We start from the raw sequence: 14011 nt of genomic DNA, 5'->3' as shown, positions 1-14011 counted from the left end.
CGTGCCCACACCACCGGACGTGATCCGCTGCGCGTACGCCGAGCTCGTGGTCACCGACCTGGCCGCCGCGCGCTGGTTCTACGTCGACCTGCTCGGCCTGGTCGTCACCGCAGAGGAGCCCGAGGCGATCTACCTGCGCGCGTTCGAGGAGTACCTGCACCACTCGCTCGTGCTGCGTCGCGGCGACGTGGCCGCGTGCGCGCGGCTGGCCTACCGGGTGCGTTCGGCGGCCGAGGTGGACCGCGCCGAGGAGTACTACCGGGCGCTCGGCGTGCGGGTGGAGCGGGTGCCCGCCGGGGCCACCCGCGGCATCGGTGAGGCGGTCCGGATCGAGGATCCGCTCGGCTTCCCCGTGGAGTTCTTCCACGACGCCGAGCACGTCGAGCGCCTCACCCAGCGCTACGACCTGCACGGCGCGGGCGCGATCAGCCGGCTCGACCACTTCAACGTCGTCACGCCGGACGTCCCGGCCGCCCAGCGCTACTACGAGGACCTCGGATTCAAGGTGTCGGAGGACATCGCGGACGCCGAGGGCACGGTCTACGCCGCCTGGCTGTACCGCAAGCCGACCGTGCACGACGTCGCGCTCACCGGTGGCGACGGGCCCCGGATGCACCACATCGCGTTCGCCACCCACGAGCGCAGCCAGATCTTGCACCTGTGCGACCACCTGGGGGCCGCCCGTCGATCGGAGATGATCGAACGCGGCCCCGGCCGGCACGGCGTGTCCAACGCCTTCTACCTCTACTTGCGCGACCCGGACGGTCACCGCATCGAGATCTACACCCACGACTACTACACCGGCGACCCCGACAACCCCGTCGTGCGCTGGGACGTCCACGACAACCAGCGCCGCGACTGGTGGGGCAACCCGGTCGTCCCCTCCTGGTACGCGGAGGCCTCGACCGTGCTCGACCTGGACGGCAGACCCCGCCCCCTGACCCGACGCACCGAGTCCCGGGAAGCGGACGTCACGGTCGGCGCGGACGGCTTCTCCTACACGCGCGCGGAGGAGACCGAAACGCCTCCACGCGGGTTCAAGGTCGGCAACCAGGTGTGACTCCCGCGGTCACCCACTGCGGCGCGAGGCCGAGGACTCGCGCACGTTGAGCTCGGGGAGCACGACGGTGCGCTGGATCGGGCGGCCCGGCTCGCGCAGCCGGTTGGTCATCGTCTCGAGCGCTAGTCGCCCGATGTGCTCCTTCGCCGGACGCAGCGCGCTGACGGGTGGCGTTCCGTTCTCGGCGATCTCGTCGTCGTACGCGACGATCGCGAGGTCCCGGGGGATCTCCACCCCCTGGTCCGTGCAGTAGTGCTCGAGCAGGATCGCCTGCGGGTCGGCGTGCACGATCAGCGCGGTCGTCCGGGTGTTCCGGCACGCGGCGACGATCTCCCCGAAGCGCTCCTCGCGCTCGCTGCCCTCGACGTCGGTGAGCGTCGCGGCGACCACCTCGGTGTCGAGCCCGAGCTCGGCGAGCGCCTGCTCCCAGCCCCGCCGCAGCTGCGGGGCGGTGGGGGAGTCCCGGGCGAGCGCGAGGCCGATCCGCCGGTGGCCCTGCTCGTAGAGGTGGTTGACCGCCATCTTCGCGCCGAGCTCGTGGTCGGTGCTCACCCACTCGAGCCTGCGCAACGCCGCGGAGTGCGGAGCGCGGCGCTCGACGAGCACGACCGGCACGTCGAGCGCGTCGAGCCAGGTGAGGATCGCGAGCCCGTCGCTGCCGTTCACCTCCGGCCCGACGAGCAGGCCGTGGACGCCCGACTCGAGGAGCGCTGCGATCTGCCTGCGCTGGTCGACCGGGTCGTACGAGGCGCCGCGCAGCACGAGCTGGATGCGCCCCGACGCCGCCGCGGCGCGCACGCCGTTGACGATCTGGGGCCAGTAGTAGCTGAGCGACGGTACGACCATGCCGATCCGGTAGAGCGGCGGTCCGGATGCGTCGGGGACGCGCGCGACCGTGGTGTCGAGCGCGCTGCGCAGGGTCGCGCCGCCGTGCACGCGGGTGACGAGGCCGCGGTTGGCGAGTGCGGTGATGTCCCGGCGGATCGTGATCTCGGTGACGCCGAGCTCGGTGGCGAGGTCGCGCACCACGACGGATCCGGTGCGGCGCAGCTCAGCCATGATGCGTTCCTGGCGGGCGATGGCGAACATCGGACCCGGCCGGGCACTCACGGCACCACCTGCGCAGGCAGCTCGGACAGGCGGGCGGGCCCGACGGTGGATCGACTGTGAGCGACCATGTTCGTTTCTGTTCGAGAAGCTTGACCGTGATCGAACGGATCGTAATGGTGCATCCCACCGGTGGCGCAAGCATCCGGACGGGACACGAGGAGCGACCGATTGAGCGACCCGCAGCGGCCGTGCGCACTCCTCCTGATGTGGCCCGACACGTTCACCACCCAGTTCGACGCCCAGCGCCTGGAACGGATCGGCTCGCTCTGTCGCCTCGGCCGGCCGGTGGCGGCCGCAGACCTCGACGACCCGGCGCTCGCTGATCGCCTCACCGACGTCGAGGTGCTCGTGACCTCGTGGGGAGCGCCCACCCTCACCCCGGAGCGGCTTCGCCGGATGCCGAAGCTGCGTGCGGTCTTCCACGCCGCGGGCACGGTCCGCGACCTCGTGAGCGAGGAGCTCTGGGAGCGCGGCATCGTCATCACATCCGCGGCGGAGGCCAACGCGATCCCGGTCGCGGAGTTCACCTACGCCCAGATCGTCCTGGCCGGCAAGCGTGCCCAGTACCTCGCGCGCGTCCCCCGGCTGTTCCGCAACGGGTGGCGCGCCCAGCTCCACTCGGACCGGTACACGAACTACGGGCGGCGCGTCGGCATCGTCGGCTACTCCCGCATCGGGCGCCGGGTGGTGGCCCAGCTGCAACAGCTCGACACCACCGAGGTGCTCGTCTACGACCCGTACGCCGACCCCGCCGCCGTCGCCGGCGCCGGTGCCCGGCTCACGGGTCTCGACGAGCTGCTCCGCTCGGTCGACGTGCTGAGCCTGCACGCGCCCCTCCTGCCCGAGACGGTCGGGATGATCGGCGCGCGCGAGCTCGCCCTGCTCGGCGACGGCGCGACCGTCGTCAACACCGCGCGCGGTGCGCTCATCGACACCGACGCGCTGACCCGCGAGTGCTCGAGCGGGCGGCTGGACGCCGTTCTCGACGTCACCGAGCCCGAGCCGCTCCCCGAGGACTCCCCGCTGTACGACCTCCCCAACGTGTCGATCACCCCGCACGTCTCCGGCTCGCTCGGCAGCGAGACGCTCCGGCTCACCGACGCCGCGCTCGACGAGCTGGAGCGGTGGGTGCGCGGCGAGGCCCTCACCGCCCAGGTGACCATGGCCGATCTCGGAGTGGCGGCATGACCGGGCTCGCGCCCTGCACCGGGCTCGACCGCGCCGACTGGCTGGCGACCACCGACCGGCTGCTGACCGCCCTGCGTCCTTGGGCGAGCGCTGACCACGCGACGATCACGCCGCCCGGTGACCCCGGTGGCTACGGCACGCGCGTCGACGGGCTCGAGGGGTTCGCGCGCAGCTTCATGGGCGCGGCCTTCCGCATCGCGGGCACCGAGGACGCGACGAGCACCGAGCTCGCCGAGTGGTACGCCGAGGGGATCGCGGCAGGCGTCGACCCGGGCAACCCCGGGCGCTGGGTCCGCCCCGGGGAGCACGACCAGGCCAAGGTCGAGGCCGCGGCGCTCTCCCTCGGACTGCACCTGACCAGGACGCGGATCTGGGACCGGCTCGACCAGCGGACCCGGGACCGTGTCGTCGACTACCTCGCCGAGCTGGTCGGCGCCGCGGTGCCACCGATCAACTGGGTGTGGTTCCGGATCGTCACGCAGACGTTCCTCCGCAGCGTCGGCGGCCCCTGGAGCCGGGCCGACCTCGATCACGACCTCGCGGTGCACGAGAGCTTCGTGCGGGCCGACGGCTGGTTCGCCGACGGCCCCGAGCGGGCGTTCGACCACTACGCGGGCTGGGCCCTGCACTTCTACCCCGTGATCTGGCTGGAGATGGCCGCGGGGGAGGAGCGCGCCGAGGAGCTGCGGGAGCGCTACCTCGCCCGGCTCGACGCGTTCCTCCCGCAAGCGGCGGCGCTCGTCGGGGCGGACGGCGGGCCGCTGTTCCAGGGCCGCAGCCTCACCTACCGCTTCGCGGCCGCCGCGCCCTTCTGGGCGGGGGCGATCGCCGGCAGCACCGCGCTCTCCCCGGGCGAGCTGCGCCGCGCCGCGAGCGGCGTCCTGCGCCACTTCCTCGACCGCGGCGTGCCGGACGAGCAGGGCCTGCTCCCGCTGGGCTGGCACGGGGCGTGGCGCCCCATCGCGCAGCGGTACTCCGGACCCGGCTCCCCGTACTGGGCGTTCAAGGGGATGGCGGGTCTCGCCCTCCCCGCCGACCACCCGGTGTGGACGGCGCGCGAGGAGCCACTACCGGTCGAGGGCGGCGACGTCATCGAAGTCATGCCGGCGCCGGGATGGCTGGTCGCCGGGACCCGGTCCGACGGCATCGTCCGCGTCGTCAACCACGGCACCGACCACGGCCGGGAGGGCGTGCTCGTCTCCGACCCACCGCTCTACGCGCGCATCGGCTACTCCACCGCCACGAGCCCCGTGCTGTCGGCGGCGGGCTGGGAGGAGCCGCTCGACTCCAGCGTGAGCCTCCTCGACCACGAAGGACGCGCCTCCCACCGGGCGGGGTTCCGCACCCTCGCGATCGGTGCGACCGACGGGGCCGCCCACGGGTTCTCGATCGGCCGGGCGCACTGGGTCGTGCCCACCCCCGGTCAGCCCGACCACGGCTCCGGGCGCATCGGGGAGATCACTGCCGGACCCGAGATCCTGGTGGGCTCGATCGTGCGTGGTCCGTGGGAGGTGCGGCTCGCCCGGGTCGAGGGGGCGGGCGCGAACGGTCCGTTGCGCGTGACGGGTTGGCCGGTCGCACCCGGCGGTGCGATCTCGCACGTCGTCGACCTGGGCGGGCTCCCGGAGCACGGGGTCGTCACGATCCCCGACGCGACGCCGATCTCCGCGACCACGGAGATCCCGTGGCGCGCGAGCGCGGGTGCTGCGCAGGCGGGGCGCTGGTACGCGGCCGGGGTCCTGCTGTCCCGCGACCCCGCTGCGGTCGCGCCACCCGCCGTCGCGTTCGAGGCCGGGCACGCGGCCGTGACCTGGCCGGACGGCGTCACGAGCCGGGTCGAGCTGCCGGAGGTGGGCCACGGTTCCTGAGCCCCGCCCGCTCCCCGAGACCCCGCACCCGCCTCCGACAGACAAGAGGAGACGCAATGAAGCGCTACCCATCGGCCCTCGCCGCGATCGCGGCCGCGAGCGCCGTCGCCCTCGCGGGCTGCTCGTCACCCGCCTCCGAGACGGTGGACCCGTCGGCTCCGGTGACCCTCACCGTGTCGGCCTGGAACCTGGACAAGACCCCGGAGTTCAACGCCCTGTTCGAGGCGTTCGAGGCGGCGCACCCGAACGTCACGATCCAGCCGGTCGAGATCCTCGCGGACGACTACCCGGAGAAGGTCGCCACGATGCTCGCCGGTGGTGACACCACCGACGTGCTGACGATGAAGAACGTCATCGACTACGCCCGCTACGCCAACCGCGGCCAGCTGCTCGACCTCACCGACTTCGTCGGCGGGCTGGAGAAGGACAAGATCGCCGGACTCGAGCCGTTCGACATCGACGGCAAGTACGCCGCGGTGCCCTACCGCCAGGACTTCTGGGTGCTCTACTACAACAAGAAGCTCTTCGACGAGGCCGGCCTGCCCTACCCGGACCACCTCACCTGGGCCCAGTACAGCGAGCTCGCGAAGAAGCTGACGAGCGGCACCACCCCCGACGGCCAGAAGGTCTACGGCACCTACCACCACATCTGGCGCTCGGTCGTCCAGGCGACCGCGGCCGCGCAGACCGGCGGTGACCAGCTCAGCGGCGACTACGAGTTCTTCTCCGACCAGTACGCGCTGGCGCTGGACCTGCAGAACGCCGGTGCCGCTCTCGACTGGGGGACGGCCAAGACGCAGAAGGTCAACTACCGGTCGATGTTCGAGACCGGGCAGACCGCGATGCTCCCGATGGGCACCTGGTACATCGCGGGCATCAAGGCCGCGATCGAGGGCGGCACGAGCTCTGTCGAGTGGGGCATGGCGCCCATGCCGCAGATCAGCTCCGGCGGTGAGACGGCGACCTTCGGTTCGCCGACGGCGTTCGCGGTCAACGAGAAGGCCAAGAACGTCGAGGTGGCGAAGGAGTTCATCAGGTTCGCGACCGGTGAGGAGGGCGCCAAGGTGCTCGCCGGGATCGGCGTCGTGCCCGCCTACGGCTCCGACGCCGTCACGGCCGCCTTCACGGCGCTGCCGGCCGACGAGCTGTCGAGGACGACCTTCACCGAGAACAAGAAGGTCGTCCTCGAGATGCCGGTCAGCGACGTGACCAGCGACATCGACACGATCCTCAACGAGGAGCACGAGCTGATCATGGCGGGCCAGAAGTCGATCGCCGACGGGATCCGGGACGCAGGCGACCGCGTCAAGAACGAGGTCCTCTGACCCGGACGGGCGGGCCCGTTCGAGGGGGCGGGCCCGCCGAGGAGATGCCATGACGGTGACCCCTGAGACGGTCAGCAGCACAGCACCGGCCCTGCGGAAGCGACGTCCGCCCGAACCCGCGGCCGGCACGCGACGCCGCTCGCTGCGCCCCACCCTCACCGGGTGGAGCTTCATCCTGCCCAACTTCCTGGGCTTCGCCCTGCTCACGCTGGTGCCGATGGTGTTCGGGCTCGCGCTGTCCTTCATGGAGTGGAGCCCGTGGGGCGACCCGGAATGGGTCGGGTTCGAGAACTTCGAGCGGATGTTCCGCAGCTCGACGTTCTGGATCGCGCTCTGGAACACCACCTACTACGCGGCGGGGCACATCCCGCTCACCATCGTGGTCTCGCTCGGCCTCGCGCTCCTGCTCAACCGCACGCTGTCCGGCCTCGGCTTCTTCCGCACGGCGTTCTTCCTGCCGTACGTCACGTCGCTGGTCGCGGTCGCGGTGGTGTGGAACATGCTCTTCAACCCCACCTCGGGGCCGGTCAACCAGTTCCTGCAGTTCGTCGGGGTGACCGACCCGCCGGGCTGGACGTCGAGCACGGCGTGGGCCATGCCCGCGGTGATCGTCGCGAGCGTCTGGCGGGACATGGGCTACTACATGGTGCTCTTCCTGGCCGGCCTGCAGACGATCCCGACCGAGCTCTACGAGGCGGCCAGGGTGGACGGCGCGAACGCGTGGCAGCGGTTCCGGAACATCACGCTGCCCGGGCTGCGACCGACCACCTTCTTCGTGCTGATCATGTGCACCGTCGCGAGCTTCAAGGTCTTCGACCTCATCGTGGTGATGACCGACGGCGGGCCCGGCCGCGCGACGAAGGTGCTCTCCCAGCTCATCTACGAGGAGGGCATCCGCGAGGGGCGCTTCGGCCTCGCCTCGGCGATCTCGCTCGTGCTCTTCGTGCTCGTCGCCGGGTTCACGGTGCTGCAGTTCGTGATCCAGCGACACCGGGAGGACCGATGACCGCGAACCTCACGGCACCCGTTGCGCGGAAGCCGACGACGAACGCCCCGAGCGGTCCGCGGCGCCCGCCCGGCCGGGCCCGGGTCCGGGCGGCCGTCCACTCCGTCCTGCTGGCGGGCCTGTGCCTGCTCGTGCTGGTGCCGTTCGTGTGGATGATCTCCTCGTCGCTCAAGCACGACAACCAGGTCTTCACGGTCCCGACGCAGTGGATCCCGCGCGAGTTCGTCTGGTCGAACTACGCCGACATCTGGACGCAGATCCCGATGCTCGCCTACCTGCGCAACTCGGCGTTCCTCGCGATCACCATCTCGTTCCTGCAGGTGCTCACCGGGAGCTTCGCCGCCTACGGGTTCGCCAAGCTGCGCTTCCCCGGCCGGGACTGGCTCTTCCTCGCCTACCTCGCGACGATCGCGGTGCCGTGGCAGGCCTACATGATCCCGCAGTACCTGATCATGGAGAAGCTCGGCCTGGTGAACACGCACCTGTCGATCATCCTGCTGCAGGCCTTCGGCGCCTTCGGTGTGTTCCTGATGCGCCAGTACTACCAGTCGATCCCCGACGAGCTGATCGAGGCGGCGCGCATCGACGGGCTGAGCGAGTACCGCATCTGGTGGCGGATCATGCTGCCGCTGTCCCGCCCGGCCATCGCGAGCCTCGGACTGCTCACGTTCGTGGCGACCTGGAACGACTACATGGGCCCGTTCATCTACTTCACGAGCAACGAGCTGTGGACGGTCCAGCTGGGGCTGCGCTCGTTCGTCGGGCAGTACGACGCGGCCTACGCGATGATCATGACGGGCTCGGTGATCTCGGTGGTCCCGGTCGTGCTCGTGTTCCTGCTCGGGCAGCGGCACTTCATCCAGGGCATCGCGACGAGCGGGCTCAAGGGGTGAGGGACGACCTGCGCGCCGTGCTGCGGCGGCCGGAGACATACGACGCGGTCTTCGCCGTCGCCTACCTCGGGCTGGGTGCGGCGGCGTGTCTCGGCGTCGCGGTGCTGCCCCTCGTCGCCGCGCTCACGCTGCTCGCCGACCCCCTCACGGCGTGGCCGGCCCTGCTCGTCACCGCGCTCCCGCTCGGTGCCGGCATCGCCGCCGCGTTCCACGCGTTCGCGGCGGCGCGGGAGCGGGGGGTTCCCGCGCCGTTCCGCGACGCCTGGCACGGGGTGCGCCGCCACGCCGGGCGGGCCTCCGCGGTGTGGGCGCTGCTGTGCACCCTGCTGCTCGTCGTGATCGTGGACGTCCACGCCGTCTGGGGCACGCCGTGGGCCGCCGTGATCGGTCCCGTCCTGGCCGTGCTCGTGCTGCTCGGCGTGCCGACCGCGCTCCTCGCGCTCACCGGCCTCAGCGGGGTGCCGGGCCTGCCGCTGCCCGCGCTGCTGCGGGCGTCGGCCTGGCTGGCGGTCCGGCGGGCTCCGCTGACGCTGCTCTCGCTCGTCGTGCTGGCCGGTTGGGGCATGGTGGTACTGGCGCAGCCGGTGCTCGGCCTGCTCGGCGTCGGCGGCTTCGCGCTCTACGTGCTCTGGAGCAACGCGACCGTGGCCTGGACGGGCGCCGTCGCCGTGGCGGCGCGGCCCGGCTTCCGCCGTCTGTAGTGTCCGGAACGTCAGGGAGGCCCAGTTGCACCGTGCCCTCGACCCGTTCGCCGTCGACGCGGACGCGGCCGCCCTCGTGGCCCGGCATCCGCTGGCCACCCTGGTCACGCCGTTCGGCGACACGATCCACGTCTCGCACCTCCCGTTGCTGCTGTCGGCCGCACCGGGGGACCGCGCCGTCGTCATCGGTCACCTCTCGCGAGCCAACCCGCACACGGAGGCGCTCGCCGCGGGCGCCCCGAGCGTCGCGGTGTTCCACGGTCCGCAGGGCTACCTGTCCTCGTCCTGGTACGACGGACGCGACATGGCACCCACGTGGTGCTACGTCGCAGTCCACGTGCACGGCAGGCCCACCTTGTCGGGAGACGACGCGCACACGCTCCGGTGCGTCCGGGCGCTCGTCGAGCACCTCGAGCGGGGCCGGCCCGGTGAGTGGCGGATGACCGAGCTCGGCGACGCCGGTATCGCGCGGCGGGTGCCGAGGATCGTCGGCTTCGAGATCCCGGTGACGCGCGCGGAGATGCGGTGGATGCTCGGCGAGGGTGAACGGCCGAGCGATCTCACCGCCGCGATCGAGCACCTGCGTGCCGAGCAGCCCGAGCTCGTCGCGGCCATCGCCACCGCGAACGACCTGCCGTTGCCGTCTGACGGCCGGCAGTAGCGCGCCGGCCAGGGGAGGTGCGTTCTCCGCGGGTACACCCTCCACTGCGCGATCAACTGGCCATCCGTCCCGGACGCTCCGGGACCGTTCGACAGGAGACCCCATGCGTGGTGCCGTGATGCACGCCCCCGGCGACGTACGGGTGGAGACGCGCGATGACCCGGCGATCGTCGCCCCGACCGATGCGATCGTCCGCCTGTCCGCGACGTGCGTGTGCGGGTCGGACCTGTGGCCCTACCGCGGCATCGACCCGGTCGAGAGCCCGACGCCGATGGGCCACGAGTACGCCGGCATCGTCGAGGCGGTCGGCGACGAGGTGCGGACGATCGAGCCGGGCCAGTTCGTGGTCGGCTCGTTCTTCGCGTCGGACAACACGTGCGAGATCTGCCGGGCCGGCTACCAGACCTCCTGCGTCCAGCGGCAGCCCGGAGCCGCGACCGGCGGACAGGCCGAGTACACGCGGGTCCCGCTGGCCGACGGCACCCTGGTCGCCACGCCGGACGTGCCCGCGGACGACCTGGTCCCGAGCCTCTTGGCCGCGTCGGACGTGCTGGGCACCGGCTGGTTCGGCGCGGTCGCCGCAGAAGCCGGTCCCGGCAGGACGGTGGCCGTGGTCGGGGACGGCGCGGTCGGGTTGCTCGCGGTCCTGGCCGCCACGCAGCTCGGCGCGGGGCGGGTCATCGCGATGAGCCGCCACGAGCCGCGGCAGGAGCTCGCCCTCGAGTACGGGGCGACCGACATCGTCACCGAGCGCGGCGACGATGGCGTCGCACGGATCAAGGAGCTGACCGGCGGGCTCGGGGCGCACTCGGTCGTGGAGGCCGTCGGCACGCAGGAGTCGATGATGCAGGCCATCCGGTCGACCCGGCCGGGCGGGCACGTCGGGTACGTCGGCGTGGCCCACGACGTCCAGCTCCCCGGTGAGGAGCTGTTCTTCTCCCACGTGCACCTGCACGGCGGGCCCGCGCCGGTGCGGCGGTTCCTGCCCGAGCTGATCGACCTGATCTGGAACCGGCGGATCGACCCCGGCAAGGTCTTCGACCTGGAGCTGCCCCTCGACGACGCGGCCGAGGCCTACCGGGCGATGGACGAGCGCCGCGCGATCAAGGCGCTCCTGCGCGTCTGACCACCCATCGGATACGCCGCCGGGAGTAGGCCACGACGCGTCTCCGGCACGACGACGGGATCATCGGCGCGCGCCAGGGTTTCCCGCATGACCTCGACATCGTTTCGCGTTCTCCCGGCCCTCGCGGGGGCGGTGCTCGCGGTCGTCGGGTTGCTCGCCGGATGCGGCGCAACTCCCGCCGAGGAGCCGGTGACCGACTGGATCACCCGTACCGCGGTCCCGCTGGACAGCGTCGTGCCCGGACCCGAGCCGGCCGATCTCGCGCCGCTCGCCGGCTCGATCGGCGACGCGCGGATCGTCGGGCTCGGCGAGTCGACCCACGGTGTGGCCGAGGAGATCACCCTGAAGCACCGGGTCCTGCGCCTGCTGGTCGAGCAGCTGGGGTTCCGCTCGGTGGCGTGGGAGGACGACTGGACGCTGGGCCTGGAGATCAACAAATTCCTGCGCACCGGCTCCGGCAGCGTGGAGGAGCTGGTGAGCCGGATGAGCCCGCAGTGGCAGTCCCGAGAGGTCACCGACGTGCTGCGCTGGCTGCGCGCGTTCAACAGCGACCGCGTCGACCAGGTGCAGTTCGTCGGGGTCGAGTACTACGCGACCCCGGCGCAGGCCTACGACACCCTCGACACCTACGTCGGCCGCGTCGCGCCCGAGCGGCTGCCGGCCCTGCGCGATCACCTCGCAGCGATCCGGCCCGCAGGGACGAACATCTACGAGCACATCCAGCGGTACGCGGGCGTCCCCGACAAGCAGCCCCACGTGGACCACGCCCAGCAGGCCCACGACATCGTCGACGCACTCCCGCACGGCCCGGCCGACCGCGAGCACCAGCTGGCCGTCCACACCGCGGCGCAGATCGTCTCGTTCCACCGGCACTACCAGCTCTCCGACGCCGACGGCCTCGGGTACCGCGACGAGCACGCGGCGCAGAACCTGCGGTGGTGGACCGAGCTCACCGGCGACCGGACCGTCTACTGGGCGGCCAGCCCGCACACGGCCAACGCGCCGCAGCTGCGGATCAGCGGCCCACCCGGCCCGGACATGCGCTTCGCGAGCGCGGGTTCCCACCTACGCCGCTGGTACGGGCCGCAGTACCGGTCCATCGGTTGCACCGTCGGCCACGGCGCGGCGAACCTCGGTCCTGGCCAGGACGCGGTCCTGCCCGAACCCGGCTCCGACCGTTTCGAGCGCCCGTTGAGGGACGCGGGGCTCACCACGTTCGCCCTCGACCTGCGCGCGCCGGCGCCTCCCGCGGTCCGGGAGTGGCTGGACTCCCCGGCCACGTTCCGCGGACTGCCGGATCACGGACCCGACGGCGTCATCGACGGCGGCGCGCCCGCGCAGTGGTTCGACGTGATCGTCCACCACCAGATCGCCACACCCACCACGCCCGCGACGTGACCGGCGCTATCTCCTCAGGTCCAGGGCGCCGAAGCGGCGATCCCGCCAGATCTCGCGTGACCGCTCCTCCGGGTAGCGGGTGACCGCGGGGTCGGCGTCGTACACGCGGGTGACGCGCCGGTCGGGCCGGTAGCGTGCCCAGCCCGGGTCGCCGGTGGTGGCGAACGAGACGTGCTCGGCGCGCATCAGCACCGACAGCCGGTCGGCCCGGGCCACGGCGTGCGGGCCGGCCTCCACGAGGCCGGTCCGGATGTGGGTGGTGCCGAACACGAGCAGGGTGTCCAGGCTGTGCGAGGCGCCGACGGAGCTGAACCCCCAGCAGAGCTCGTAGAGCCACACCCGCGTCCCGCCGGCGTGGGCCGCCTCGGCGAGGTGGAGGGCGGGCATCCGCCACAGCCAGTCCGACATCGCCGTGTCGCGCAGCTCGTCGGGGGAGAGGGACGGGTAGGCCGCCCGGTAACGGCGCGCGCCCGGTGTCGGGGCCAGTCCGTCCAGCAACGTGTCGACCTCGGCGTCGTCGATCTCGCCGAGCCGCTGGGCGAGCAGGCCGAACTCGTCGCGGGTGTGCCCGACCAGCAGGTCGACGTCCCGGGCCGCTCCGCCCGCGAGCGCGGCCCACGGGGGTGCGGGCAGGACCTCGCCGTCGACGACCGGGGAGAACGGGGTGGGCGTGTACGCCACCGGCCCCCACCGCTCCGCGCGCTGCGGCAACCGCTCGGTCACGCGCGCGGCCGCTGCGACGAGATCATCGGGCGCGACGTCCGCGAGATCATCGGCTCGCGGCAGCCGGCCGAGCTCGGCGGTGATCTCGCCCGCGATGTCGGTGGCGAGGCCGGGGGTGAAGTAGGTGCCCGGGAGGCTCTGCAGGATCGCGCGCCCGAACAGGCCTGCCGCCGCCGGCATCACCAGCAGCGCGGCGATCGAGCCGGCCCCGGCGGACTGGCCGAGGACGGTGACGTTGCCCGGGTCGCCGCCGAAGGCGGTGATGTTGTCGTGCACCCAGCGCAGGGCGGCGACCTGGTCGAGCAGGCCGCGGTTGTCCGGTGCGCCGTCGAGCCGGGCGAAGCCCTCGGTCCCGGTGCGGTAGTTGGCGCTCACCACCACCGCCCCGGCTGCGGCCATAGCCCCGCCGGTGAGGTGCGGGTTCGCCGTGTCGCAGTTCAGGTACGTGCCGCCGCTGATCCACACCACGACCGGCAGCCCGGACCGTCCCGGGTCGGGCGTCCAGACGGCGAGGTTCAGCCACTCGTCGCCGTCGGTCGCCCGGCCCGGTTGCGGTGGCGGCGGGCCGAACCGGGTGGCGTCCCGGACCCCGTCCCAGGGCGCCACCGGGTGGGGCGCGAGGAACCGGTTCGGCCCGACCGGTGGAGCGGCGAACGGAACGCCGCGGAACACGGCGACGCCGTCCTCCCAGCGCCCACGGACGATCCCGGCGGACGTGCGTACCTGCGCGATCATGACCTGCACCCTTGCACGGCCTGGGCGTCCGGTCCTGCGGGTGGCTCGCCTGCCCGGCTCACCAGGTGCGGTGGGACCGCCGCGAGCCCTCCGGTCATGATCGCGCGACGTCCGAGCAGCGCGCCCCCGCCCGCCCGGTAGGGCACTCCCGACCCCCGCGCGGCGGCGCGCTCCATGTCCCGGCACCGCCGCCGCCGGGAGGGTTGAGCCGGCGGAG

At 72.5% G+C, this 14011-nt stretch carries 12 protein-coding genes; 10 read left to right on the top strand and 2 right to left on the bottom strand.

The window, feature by feature from the left end:
• Window position 1 precedes the first annotated feature (1 nt).
• Window positions 2–1060, top strand: a complete 1059-nt coding sequence (gene hpaD, locus FB388_RS18505) for a 3,4-dihydroxyphenylacetate 2,3-dioxygenase (protein ID WP_142103464.1) — start codon at window positions 2–4, stop codon at window positions 1058–1060.
• A gap of 9 nt (window positions 1061–1069) precedes the next feature.
• On the opposite strand, the gene FB388_RS18500 is transcribed toward hpaD, so the two are convergent.
• On the bottom strand, window positions 1070–2170 hold the full coding sequence (locus FB388_RS18500; RefSeq protein ID WP_211362094.1) for a LacI family DNA-binding transcriptional regulator: 1101 nt from the start codon (window positions 2168–2170) through the stop codon (window positions 1070–1072).
• 168 nt (window positions 2171–2338) lie between these two features.
• Between FB388_RS18500 and FB388_RS18495 the strand changes: the two genes are divergently transcribed.
• The 9 genes from FB388_RS18495 to FB388_RS18455 all read left to right on the top strand — a co-directional run bounded on the left by FB388_RS18495 (window position 2339) and on the right by FB388_RS18455 (window position 12336).
• A complete protein-coding gene (locus tag FB388_RS18495; protein WP_246122163.1) occupies window positions 2339–3358 on the top strand; it encodes a hydroxyacid dehydrogenase in 1020 nt (339 codons plus the stop codon).
• The gene (locus tag FB388_RS18490; RefSeq protein WP_142103463.1) at window positions 3355–5226 is read left to right on the top strand and encodes a DUF2264 domain-containing protein; all 1872 of its coding nucleotides are present in this window, start codon (window positions 3355–3357) and stop codon (window positions 5224–5226) included. Before FB388_RS18495 ends, FB388_RS18490 begins: the two co-directional genes overlap by 4 nt.
• A 56-nt stretch (window positions 5227–5282) precedes the next feature.
• Entirely contained in the window at window positions 5283–6551 is a 1269-nt protein-coding gene (locus FB388_RS18485; protein ID WP_142103462.1) for an ABC transporter substrate-binding protein, read from the top strand.
• 49 nt (window positions 6552–6600) lie between these two features.
• The gene (locus tag FB388_RS18480) at window positions 6601–7557 is read left to right on the top strand and encodes a carbohydrate ABC transporter permease (protein WP_142103461.1); all 957 of its coding nucleotides are present in this window, start codon (window positions 6601–6603) and stop codon (window positions 7555–7557) included.
• Window positions 7554–8450 carry a carbohydrate ABC transporter permease gene (locus FB388_RS18475; protein ID WP_142103460.1) on the top strand — a complete coding sequence of 299 codons (897 nt, stop codon included), beginning with the start codon at window positions 7554–7556 and terminating at the stop codon, window positions 8448–8450. The genes FB388_RS18480 and FB388_RS18475 overlap by 4 nt, the downstream gene beginning before the upstream one ends.
• Window positions 8447–9151, top strand: coding sequence for a ferredoxin-NADPH reductase (locus FB388_RS18470; protein ID WP_142103459.1), 705 nt, complete (start codon window positions 8447–8449; stop codon window positions 9149–9151). Before FB388_RS18475 ends, FB388_RS18470 begins: the two co-directional genes overlap by 4 nt.
• A 25-nt stretch (window positions 9152–9176) precedes the next feature.
• On the top strand, window positions 9177–9812 hold the full coding sequence (locus tag FB388_RS18465; RefSeq protein ID WP_142103458.1) for an FMN-binding negative transcriptional regulator: 636 nt from the start codon (window positions 9177–9179) through the stop codon (window positions 9810–9812).
• 103 nt (window positions 9813–9915) lie between these two features.
• Window positions 9916–10938 carry a zinc-dependent alcohol dehydrogenase family protein gene (locus FB388_RS18460; protein ID WP_142103457.1) on the top strand — a complete coding sequence of 341 codons (1023 nt, stop codon included), beginning with the start codon at window positions 9916–9918 and terminating at the stop codon, window positions 10936–10938.
• Window positions 10939–11025: 87 nt separating this feature from the next.
• Window positions 11026–12336: an erythromycin esterase family protein gene (locus FB388_RS18455; protein WP_142103456.1), complete on the top strand. Its 1311-nt coding sequence runs from the start codon at window positions 11026–11028 to the stop codon at window positions 12334–12336.
• Between the two features lie 6 nt (window positions 12337–12342).
• On the opposite strand, the gene FB388_RS18450 is transcribed toward FB388_RS18455, so the two are convergent.
• Window positions 12343–13794 (bottom strand): carboxylesterase/lipase family protein, encoded by a 1452-nt coding sequence (locus FB388_RS18450; RefSeq protein WP_142103455.1) that lies wholly within the window; start codon window positions 13792–13794, stop codon window positions 12343–12345.
• Window positions 13795–14011 lie beyond the last annotated feature (217 nt).

The organism is Pseudonocardia cypriaca (assembly GCF_006717045.1).
Lineage (GTDB): Bacteria > Actinomycetota > Actinomycetes > Mycobacteriales > Pseudonocardiaceae > Pseudonocardia > Pseudonocardia cypriaca.
This window is presented reverse-complemented; position numbering and strand designations above follow the sequence as displayed.